We start from the raw sequence: 10,532 nt of genomic DNA, 5'->3' as shown, positions 1-10,532 counted from the left end.
CATCCGCACCGCGCAATCTGCCAACCAGAATAGTAGATACAATCGCCGGAACGAAACCGATCTTCACCTCCGTGAATCCGAGTTTCGCCGTATCGGCCGCGATCGCGAAATCCGCTGCGGCCACAAGCCCGCAACCGCCCGCGACGGCGTGTCCGTTGACGCGTGCGATAACAATCTTTGGGTGCCGGCAGATCGTGGTAAACAGCTTCGCAAGAAGGCTCGAGTCATACTCATTGTCTTCTCGCGATGCAGACTGCAACTTCTTCAGTGCCGCGAGGTCGGCTCCGGCTGAAAACGTTGAGCCTTCCCCGGTCAGGACGACGACCCGGACTTCACTCGCATCGCGAGCCGTATCGAAGGCATCGATCAGGGCCCCGACGAGTTCCTGATTTAGCGCATTGCGTTTGGCAGGCCGATTGAGGGTTATCCTCAAGATCGAATCGGCCTGTTCTATCGTTATCGTCTTTGCGGACATGCGGAAGCAGTGGATTTTCGATCAAAATAACTCGACTGCGGGCGGCCTGCCACTTTGACGATCGCGACGAGGATCAGCGATCATTGCACCCGATGTCGTGCTACAGGGCCGCCAGCAACTCGCTCACGTTCGGACTGATGATGACCGAACGAGTATCGCGATTCCAGTACTCCGATAAACGCGATGGTGTGTCGGGCTCAAAGCCGAGGGCGTCCGACACCGCCTCCGGGAATTTCGCCGGATGGGCCGTACCCATGATAGCAATCGGCCTGCCATCTCCTGTCTCTCGCCGGTAACGAGCGACCGCTTCAAAACCGACCGCGGTATGCGGGTCACTGACATAACCTGTTGCTTCGTACACCCGAGTCATCGTTTCAGAGGTAACGGCGTCGTCTATCGACGTTCCCCATACCAATTCCCGCATCCTGTCTTCCGCAAGAAGAAATCGGATACGCTCGAAGTTGCTGGGCACGCCGACATCCATCGCATTCGATATCGTACGAATCGACGGGCCATACGTCTCGTCGCCCGTGTCCAGAAACCGTGGGAAGAAATCGTTCGAGTTGTGTGCTGCAAGATACCGGGTCGGACCGAGCCCCGACAGATGAGACATCACTCCGGCTGTGAGATTCCCCAGGTTACCGCTCGGAATGCAACACGCGAATTTGCCGGCCTCAAATAGTCGCGCGGCCCAGAAGTAATACGTCATCTGTGGCAGCAATCTTCCGACGCTGATCGAGTTGGCGGATGTCAGCTCGTGATGATCCAGCGGCTGCGCGAACGCTTCTTTCACCATTCGCTGGCAGTCATCGAACGTGCCATCCACAGCAAACGTGGTCACACCCGGTCGACTGACGATCAACTGCCGCTCCTGCGTCGGACTCACCTGGCCGAGCGGATACAGAAGAACGACGCGGATCGAATCGAATCCGGAGAACCCGTCTGCAACGGCGCTTCCCGTGTCACCCGAGGTGGCAACAAGGATGGTCTTCTCCTTTCCCGGGCCAAGCTCGCGGGCCATCAGCCCGGCCATACAACGGGCACCGAAATCCTTGAAGGAGAGTGTCGGACCGTGAAACAGCTCAACAACCATCACATCATCCCATTCACCACCAGCGAGTCGGCGTACGGGCACCGGAAAGTTGAAGGCCTTCGTGGTGATCTCGTCGACCTCATCATCGGCAAATTCGGGAGATAGCCAGGACTTGAGCACATGGGACGCAACGCCGGAAAACGAACTCATCTCCCGCCATGCCGGTCCGACTTCCGGGATCTGTTCAGGCACGTAGAGGCCCCCGTCCGGAGCGATACCGTTCAGCAATGCATCACCGAAAGTGATCCCGTTACTCTTAGATCTGGTGCTGACAAAACGAACGGACATACCAGCCGCGGCTACTGATTCGATTCTTCGATTCTCGCACCGACCGGGTCGATAGTGGAGGTCAGGGCAAGGCATCCGAAGCCAGCCTCTCGGCAGGCTCGATCCATTGCAGCGGTCACCCGCTCGGCTTGCTCTGCATTCCCGCTCACTGCAAAGATTGCGGGGCCGGACCCGGATAGTGCGCAGCCCGGCGCACCGGCTTCCAGTGCTGCACTTTTGATCACATCGTAGCAAGGTATCAGGGCGGCTCGAACGGGTTCTACGATAACGTCTCGCATGATCATGCGCCCAAGCAGATCAATATCGCCGTCGCGGATGCTCTCCGTTAACCACGCCAGGGACGACGCGTTGCGTACCGCGTCCGAGAGCGGAACCTCGGCGGGCAGCATTCGTCGCGCTATGGATGTTTCCACATGTAGTTCCGGTACTACGATGGCAAAGAAGATCTCGTGGCCGGGCTGCACCGTTCGGTAGGTCGCGGGACTGGCCGCATCGACCAGAATCACACCACCGACGAGTGATGGAATGGCGTTGTCGCCGTGCGTGCTTCCGCTGGCGACCGTCTCTCCAGCCAGCGTCGCCTCGGCGAGTCCCGGCTCGTCCAGCGGAAAACCGATCAGCGCATTCGTGGCAAGCGCACCGGCAGCAGCAGAGGCTGCGGATCCACCCAGTCCGGAGCCGAACGGAATACCTTTCTCCAATTCGACGCGAATGCCACCCTCGACACCGGCAAGCTCGAGTACTTTGAGTCCTGCGACCGATGCGGTGTTCGAGCGAGGTTCCGTCGGTAGTTTGGAGGGTCCATCCACTATCACGACGATGCTTTCCGAACGTGTCCGACGGACCGTAACCCGATCGCCAATCCCGGATATGGCGACGCCGAGAGTGTCGAATCCCGGTCCCAGGTTCGACAGGGATGCCGGCGCCCACGCGCAGACGGTCTTGACGTCGTCCTTTAGAGTCATCGGTCTCTCCGGCAGAGCTCGAACGCTTCTATCCGTCGCGCTCGGTGCCTACTCGTCTTCGAATGCCCGAAACGAGTCGATGATGCCGCCTCTCACGAAAACCTCGTTTTCCTCTTCCGAGCGAAAGGTCTCGAGCTTGTTAAGCGCCTCCATGTATGCGAGGGCCGATGCCTGAAGAACATCCGAATCGCGAGCCACGCCCCGAAAAGCCACATCGCCATAATTGAGAAGCACCGTCGCTTCTCCGAGTGCGTCCGAACCTTCACTGACGGACCGAATCGAATAGCTCAATACCTTGTGCGGACTCCCGACAGCAACATCGATCGCGTTATAGAGCGCATCTACGGGGCCATCGCCTGTGGCACGTTCCGCACGCACGGAATCAGATTTGAAGTGATACACCTCCACCTCGGCCACAGGCTCCTTCTCAGTGCCTGCCGATACATCGATTCGGGTGAGTTTAAAAAACGGGGCTTCCATATCTGCAGTGATGATCGACTGGAGGAGCGACGCTATTAACGAAACTTAATACGCCGAAAGACAACTGATGCCGGTTTCGGCACCTAGTAACCCGTTCTAGTCGTCCAGGGTTCTTCGCCCACTCAGAAATTCTTCTGCCATCATCACCATCTCTTCACTTCCGATATAGAGCGGTGTGCGTTGGTGCAGTTTGTCGGGAGCCTTTTCCATGATTCGCTGCCGCCCGTCGCTTGCGCGTCCACCGGCCTGCTCGACGATAAGCGCCATCGGGTTCGCCTCGTACATCAATCGCAGCTTTCCATCCGGACTTTGCGCCGTCGCCGGATAGATGTACAGCCCTCCCTTGAGCAGGTTACGATGGAAATCGGCCACAAATGACCCGATATACCGCGTGCTGTACGGACGATTTGTCGGCGGATCCGTCCGCTGCATCCACTTCATGTATTTCTTAAGCCCATCTTCAAACGAGTAGTAGTTGCCCTCGTTGATGGAATACTGGCGTCCCTTCTCAGGGATCTTTATGTCCGGATGGGACAACAGGAATTCCCCGATTGACGGATCCAGCGTGAACCCATTTACACCCTCGCGTGTGGTGTACACAAACATAGTCGAGGAGCCATACACGATATATCCGGCGGCGACCTGATCCACGCCCGGTTGGAGCGCTGCCTCCAGCGTCGGCTCACCAAACCCGTCCGGCAGCCTGTAGATGCTGAAGATGGTGCCGACCGACACGTTCACTTCAATGTTCGATGAACCGTCCAGAGGATCGAGGAGGACGATGTATTTGCCATCTGAATCAGCACCTGTCGTTCGGATCGGAATCGCTTCCGCGTGCTCCTCCGATCCAATCAGGCAACACTCGCCGCCGCGCCTGAGGGCGCGAACGAACTCCTTGTGCGCGAGGGCGTCCATCTTCTGCTGCACTTCACCCTGAACGTTTATCTCGCCGGAGGCACCGGCAATGTCCACGAGGCCTGCTCGCCGCATATCGCGATTTACAATCTTGCCGGCGAGACTGAGGTCACGAATCAGTCGGGAAAACGCACCGGTGGAATGAGGGAAACTCTCCTCTCGCTCGATGATGAACTGCTCGAGCGTTTCCAGGTGACTGAAGTCGTTGGTGGGACTGTTGATTTCCATATTCACGAGTGCTGCCGGTGGGATCAACGTCAAATTACAGTATCGACCGATTAGTAGTGCGCCTAATAGCGCCCATCGAGCTACACAGAACGTGTCCAGGCATGTTGACTTGCCAGCTTCTCCAACAGAGCCAGAGTGCGCGGCGCCTGCAGCGGATCCGCAAGCAAGTCGACGTAGAGCCTCGGCAACTGGTCCGGCGTGTCAACATCATACCAGATCGGCAGAACGGTGACACTTGCCGAGGATGCGACAGCCCTGTCGAGTGTGTCGCCGAAGACTCGTTCGTGGCTGAACGTCATTCCGTCAAACAGAGCTGGAAAGAAGTCATTCATTCCCACGAGGTAGTAGCCGCCATCCTCCGAGGGGCCGATCGTCATGCTCATTGGATCCACCAGGCTATTAAAGGCCTCTTGGATGAACGGAAGCGGCAAAGACGGATGGTCTGTCCCGATGATTGCGCATCGCTCGTGGCCGGCAGCGAACATATCCAGTGATGCGTTCCGCATACGCTCCGAGAGATCCGCGCCAAGCTGATAACGCACATCAACGTCGGGCAACTCGCGAACAATACTCTGGTCAGCAGAATGACGATCCAGATACAGATATATCCTCTTGTTCAACGAGATGTACTGATGAACGGAATCGACCAGGAATGCCCTGTACATCTCCGCGGCGCCGGCAGCATCTAGAAGCGTCTGGAGACGCGTCTTGACCCGACCTGCGATCGGTTGTTTCGCGAAGACGGCCAGGGCATCAGACACGGGCGTCCCTCTTCTCGGATGTGGCTCCCGGCATGTCGTGCATCCGCTCGACGACTCTACGCAGTCGATCAACCGCAGATTCGACATCGGCCCGCGATGTGTCTTTACCAAGCGAGAATCGGACGGCCGCGCCGGCATCGCCCCTCGACCGCCCGAGGGCCTCGAGCACATGGCTTGGACGAACCGTCCCGCTCGAGCAAGCCGATCCTGAGGAGACGCTAACACCTTCCATATCCATGTTCAGCAACAGCATCTCGCCATCGAAGGGAAGTCCGTCATCGCGACGCACCGACACATTAACGATATGCGGAGCCAGCCGATCATCGACAGCACCAGAATTGAGGACAAAGCGAGAGCCCGAGACATTGAGCAGCAGCTCTGTCAGAAGGTCTCTCAGCTTCGAGAGTCTCTCGCGGCGTTGTGAACGTTCCGCCACAGCGATCTCCAGCGCTCTCGAGAACCCCACGATTCCAGCCACGTTTTCCGTCCCCGCTCGTCGGCTTCGTTCCTGCGATCCCCCGCGGTTCTGACGCTCCATTTCGATGCCGGATCTGACGTACAGCGCCCCGACCCCTTTCGGTCCGTAAAGCTTGTGGGCCGACATCGACAGCAGGTCGACCCCCAGTGACTGTACATCGACATCCAGAAGTCCGACTGACTGTACTGCATCCGAGTGCAGATACGCATTATGAGTATGGGCTGCATCAGCCAGCCGACCGATGTCGTTGACCGAGCCGACCTCGTTGTTGATATGCATGAGAGATACGAGACATCGTTGACGCTCCACACTATTGAGTTCGACCGATAGCACATCCGGGTCGACGGTAGCATCCGCGCAAACGGGCACGTACCTAACCTCGCACCCGCGGGAGGAGAGCCAGCTCACCGGCTCCAGAACCGCCTCGTGTTCAACTTCTGAAGTGACAATTGCGCCCCCTTGCATCATCGTTCCGACAATCGCGAGGTTGTTTGCCTCCGTGCCACCACTCGTAAATACGATTTCGGACGGCTCCGCTCCCAACATCGCGGCGACTTTCTCCCTCGAGTCCTCCACCGCACCCCGGGCCTGACGCCCGAGGCGATGGACCGAGGACGCGTTCCCGTAGGATTCGGTCATGTAGGGCAGCATGGACTCGAGTACCCTCGCATCCAGCGGGGTTGTCGCGGCGTGGTCCAGGTATATCGTAGGTTTCATCAGCTGCGTTTTAGTCGAGTCCGCACCGCACAGGAACGCTTGCAGTGAGTCGCTGTTCTGCATCGAGGTTGCGGGTCGCGGATTTGATGAATTCGGGCAGAGGTGTCGCTCCCTGAGAGATTCGTCTCCCAACGAAACGGTCACCATTCGACGAGACGATTATCTTTACCCCTCTGCCCCATCCCACACTACGAATCCCGACGACGTTCGGCGGATCTCATGGACAAACTAGTCATTCGCGGTGGACGCAAACTCACAGGAACACTCAACGTCAGCGGATCAAAGAATACGGCTCTTCCACTGATGGCGGGAGCCCTGCTGGCTGGCGGGCGAACCGTTATCGATAACATCCCGGCACTGCGAGACATTAACACCTTCGCGCGTGTTATCTCGGTCACCGGGGCCACGGTGGACTTCGACGCCGAGCAGCATCGGATGGTAATCGACGCGACGAACGTCACACGTCCCGAGGCTCCGTACGAGTTGGTCAAAAGGATGCGGGCGTCGTTCTACATGCTCGGTGCCCTTCTGGCGCGATCTGGCCGCGCACGCGTATCGCTTCCCGGGGGTTGCGCATGGGGTCCCCGACCTGTTGATCTGCACATCGAGGGCATGAAGGCTTTCGGAGCGGAGATCGAATTGGATCAGGGTTATGTCGTTGCGACCGCCACAGGAGGACGATTACGTGGTGGATCCTTTACGCTCACGCCGTCAAGTGTCGGAGCTACCGTCAATCTCCTTCTCGCCGCATCAACGGCTTCCGGCGAGTCGCGCATTGACAACGCGGCGTGCGAGCCCGACGTGATCGTCTTTGGAGACGCCCTCAAATCCATGGGCGCCCGGATCGAGGGTCTCGGCACCCGCACGATACACGTGCAGGGTGTGGATGCTCTGACCGCCGCTTCCCTCAGGAACTGTCCGGATCGAATCGAACTCGGAACCTACATGATAGCGGCAGCAATCGCCGGATCGCCCGGAGACCGAGTCGAAATAGCGAATACGAAGCCCGAGCACCTGGGTGACGCATTCATGAGTGCATTCGAGGAAACAGGCACCGCTGTGGACATCGATGGGACGACGATCGGTGTAACCCCGACGGCAGACCTGAAGGCCGTCTCCATCGAGACGGGTGTCTTTCCAGGGTTTCCCACCGATCTTCAGGCCCAATGGACCGTCCTGCTGGGACATGCAGGAGGAAATGCCAAGGTCGTTGAGCACATCTATACCGATCGCTTCAAACATATTCCGGAGTTGCGCCGGATGGGCCTCAACGCGATCGTTGTCGGAAACGAAGTCGTGGTTGAAGGCGGAAGTACTCTGTCCGGCGCCCAGGTGATGAGCACGGATCTCCGGGCCAGCGTTTCACTTGTGCTGGCAGGGATGATCGCGAAAGGCGAAACACAGGTCCTGCGCGTTTACCATCTCGATAGGGGCTACGAGAACCTGGAAGGCAAGCTGGCCGGAGCAGGCATCGACATCCGCAGAGAACGATACGACGAGTTTGCGGACCCCGCGAGCTAGTTCAGATCAGAATATTGCGCTCACCTGCATTCGAAGAGTATGCAATGTTGGTGCGTTCGATGGCGCTCTGCCGTCGTAGGCAAAATTGGCGCGTATGTACCTGTTGATTGCGTACTGAGCACCCGCGGACCAGAGCCAGGAAGTACCTGTGCCTCGCCCGTCAGTGAGCTCGAACTGTGCGACACCGGTAGCCTCGCCCGACAGAGTCACACTCGCCGCCTCAAGCCGACCGCTGAGTTGAAACCGTCTGGCTCTGTTGTACCGAACTTCAACCGGCACCTTCACGATGCTCGAAGTTCTCGCGAGTGACCGATCCTTCTTGCGTGCGATATCCACCTGGGTCTTGAGCTGCAACTGCCTCGATGCCGACACGGACACTTCCGGGACGAGGCGAAGTGTTCTCAGATCGTATCGCCTCGAAGAGAACGACTCGCTGTCAACTCGATTGGTCTCGGTGCTTCCGCTTAGACGAAATGTCAGTCGGCGTACCGGACGCACTCGTCCCGATGCTCGCCATGCGGTAATGGAGCGTTCCTCGAGGCCCGCGGCAAGATCGGTCAGACTTCTGATTCGATTAAAAGACAGGTCCAACCCGACATCCGGTCTGCTTCGAAAAAGGGTAACATCCTGTCGCACTGCCACCCGCCCGTTGAGGGTCGTGCCCGGCATCCGAAAGCTGCCAAAATCGAGAAGGTAGACCTTCTTCAAGTCCTGCTCCTGACTTCGCTCCACGACTTCAAGCGTCGTACGGGTCGAAATCTGACTCAGCCATCGTTTCCAGACCGTGTCCGCGTTTTTCCACCACTTCTCAGGCTCAAGGCCGACACGCAGTCGCGCCTGTACGCCAATGATCGAGAAGAGCGTATCCGATGGAACAAACGTCCTCACGTACGCACCTTCGTTCGGAGTCGTCTCTGGCACAAACTCCTCGAGCTGTATGACTCCGTCCCCGTTGCTGTCCGTCCACACGAACTGTCCAAATTCTACTCCAGTCCTGACATAGATCTCCTGCAACTTCGGCGTCCTCTCCGTCTGGGCTTCATAGAGCCAGGACGTGTTTACTGCACCGTCCAGCGGCCTGTATGCCCCATTCCATCGAAGGACGACGGACTCCGCATTCTGCCCCGCCTGCGCAATGCGAAACGCTTCGGTGAATGTCCTCTGCCGAAATCCGACCGTTGCATCGGTTGACAGACGACGGCCATCCCGATATCGTACGAAGCTGCGCGCCGTCCAACCCGTCGCCGCATCTTGAAGCTGACCGTCCATCACCATCCGCTCATTCCTCCAGTCCAGGCCCCCGCCTACTTCCAGCCGTTCCGATCGCCATGCGAGAGCCGGTCGCAGTTCCACGAATGCAAGCGAGGGCGCCGTCAGGCTATCCGCGTCGGCATCGCGCAGCTGTCGATCCTCGTGTTCGAACTCGATCGAAGGCGTGAGATTTCCGATGACATTCAATAACCTAAGGCCTGCCGTTTGCCTCCACCACTCTCCACGCTGAAACGCACTTCGGTCTTCGCTGACAATGTGCTCCAGTTCGTAGTTGACGTCCGGGAATCCTTCTTCGCTCAACTCCAGCGACACCAACTGACGATTGCCATCGAAGAAATCACCAAACCGTATCGTGGCCCATTCAGTAGCGACATTCGAGTCGTCCGAAAACTGCATCGAGCCGTTGAGTTGATTGGTTATCTCGCTCGACCCGAATTCATTGCCACCCGACACACCTACGTTTCTGAGGTCAAGCCCCCATCGCCGTCCGAACTCGACGGGACGAACACGATTGAACGATCGGAAACTGCTTTCGACAAATCGACGCCTGGCTTCGACGGTAATCCGGGAATTCCCTAGACCAATTCCCACCTCACGAATGCGGCCACCCAGGGTGTAGGCGGCGCCCTGGTCGTCATCCCCGTCAACCAGCGACAGTCGATTCTCGTCGTTGACCGAATGAGCCCAGTTTCCAAACAACTCGACTCCCGGGGCCGGGGAGAATCCACCAGCGAGATCAAACAAATCCTGTCGCCGCGGTTTGGGCAACAGGCGGACCGGATCATACTCACCCAGACCCGGTCCGCGGTACTCATACAGAATGCCGTTCACAGAGCGACCGGTTCGTACGTACGATCCGTTTCCGGAACCGACTCGCGAGAAGCGAACACGAAACACGTCCGTGCCCTCATCCGGAGCCACAGAAACGGCGACAAACACCGTGTCTGTAGTTGCATCCGGATTTACAACTTCCTGTCTCGTGTACTGTACGAAGAGGGCCTCAGGATCGTATTCAACGCGCTCGGCACCCGAACGTGTTGCAGCTGCATCTCCACTCAACACCAGCAACGCCGAGTCCGCGGACGTAAGTCCGAATTCCTGACTGAAGTCCTTGCTGTCGGCCTCTCGCAAATACGTAGCCCCGAGGTGACCCGACATCCCCTCGCGCGAGCCAAAGTTCGCCAGCACGTTCGTGCCCACCAGCGACCGCGTGAACTGGTTCGTAGAGTACTGGAATTCCGCGACGATGCGTTTGTTGGCCGTGATAATCTGGTTCGGCGTGAACGAGATCTCGGCAGTAGCATAATCGATGACGTAATCGTTCGTCTCGCCTCTCACC

General features: G+C 58.1%; 9 protein-coding genes. 1 reads left to right on the top strand and 8 read right to left on the bottom strand.

All coding sequences use genetic code 11. From position 1 onward, the window contains the following. The 7 genes from HKN37_17960 to HKN37_17930 all read right to left on the bottom strand — a co-directional run. Window positions 1-475: enoyl-CoA hydratase/isomerase family protein (locus tag HKN37_17960; GenBank protein NNE48541.1), on the bottom strand; the 475-nt coding region annotated here is incomplete at its 3' end. A 100-nt stretch (window positions 476-575) separates the two neighbouring features. Then, window positions 576-1,856 carry a threonine synthase gene (thrC, locus tag HKN37_17955; GenBank protein NNE48540.1) on the bottom strand — a complete coding sequence of 427 codons (1,281 nt, stop codon included), beginning with the start codon at window positions 1,854-1,856 and terminating at the stop codon, window positions 576-578. Between the two features lie 11 nt (window positions 1,857-1,867). Continuing rightward, the gene (locus HKN37_17950; protein ID NNE48539.1) at window positions 1,868-2,821 is read right to left on the bottom strand and encodes a homoserine kinase; all 954 of its coding nucleotides are present in this window, start codon (window positions 2,819-2,821) and stop codon (window positions 1,868-1,870) included. A gap of 48 nt (window positions 2,822-2,869) precedes the next feature. Next, complete coding sequence (locus HKN37_17945) at window positions 2,870-3,301, bottom strand: hypothetical protein (protein NNE48538.1); 432 nt, start codon at window positions 3,299-3,301, stop codon at window positions 2,870-2,872. Between the two features lie 96 nt (window positions 3,302-3,397). Beyond that, window positions 3,398-4,444: a class 1 fructose-bisphosphatase gene (gene fbp, locus HKN37_17940; protein ID NNE48537.1), complete on the bottom strand. Its 1,047-nt coding sequence runs from the start codon at window positions 4,442-4,444 to the stop codon at window positions 3,398-3,400. An 80-nt stretch (window positions 4,445-4,524) separates the two neighbouring features. Further along, window positions 4,525-5,205, bottom strand: a complete 681-nt coding sequence (locus HKN37_17935; protein NNE48536.1) for a glycosyltransferase — start codon at window positions 5,203-5,205, stop codon at window positions 4,525-4,527. Beyond that, the gene (locus HKN37_17930; protein ID NNE48535.1) at window positions 5,198-6,403 is read right to left on the bottom strand and encodes a cysteine desulfurase; all 1,206 of its coding nucleotides are present in this window, start codon (window positions 6,401-6,403) and stop codon (window positions 5,198-5,200) included. The genes HKN37_17935 and HKN37_17930 overlap by 8 nt, the downstream gene beginning before the upstream one ends. 216 nt (window positions 6,404-6,619) lie before the next feature. On the opposite strand from HKN37_17930, the gene murA reads away from it, so the two are divergent. Further along, the gene (gene murA, locus HKN37_17925; protein NNE48534.1) at window positions 6,620-7,921 is read left to right on the top strand and encodes a UDP-N-acetylglucosamine 1-carboxyvinyltransferase; all 1,302 of its coding nucleotides are present in this window, start codon (window positions 6,620-6,622) and stop codon (window positions 7,919-7,921) included. A 6-nt stretch (window positions 7,922-7,927) separates the two neighbouring features. Here murA and HKN37_17920 read toward each other — a convergent pair. Beyond that, window positions 7,928-10,532: hypothetical protein (locus tag HKN37_17920; GenBank protein ID NNE48533.1), on the bottom strand; the 2,605-nt coding region annotated here is incomplete at its 5' end.

Source organism: Rhodothermales bacterium (genome assembly GCA_013002345.1).
Taxonomy (GTDB): Bacteria; Bacteroidota; Rhodothermia; order Rhodothermales; family JABDKH01; genus JABDKH01.
The sequence above is the reverse complement of the archived record's forward strand: the minus strand, read 5'-3'. Positions and strand labels throughout refer to the sequence as shown.

Excerpts from the sequence above, each read along its gene's own strand:
- thrC (NNE48540.1), bottom strand. The coding sequence starts at position 1,856 with ATGTCCGTTCGTTTTGTCAGCACCAGATCTAAGAGTAACGGGATCACT.
- HKN37_17950 (NNE48539.1), bottom strand. The coding sequence starts at position 2,821 with ATGACTCTAAAGGACGACGTCAAGACCGTCTGCGCGTGGGCGCCGGCA.
- HKN37_17945 (NNE48538.1), bottom strand. The coding sequence starts at position 3,301 with ATGGAAGCCCCGTTTTTTAAACTCACCCGAATCGATGTATCGGCAGGC.
- fbp (NNE48537.1), bottom strand. The coding sequence starts at position 4,444 with ATGGAAATCAACAGTCCCACCAACGACTTCAGTCACCTGGAAACGCTC.
- murA (NNE48534.1), top strand. The coding sequence starts at position 6,620 with ATGGACAAACTAGTCATTCGCGGTGGACGCAAACTCACAGGAACACTC.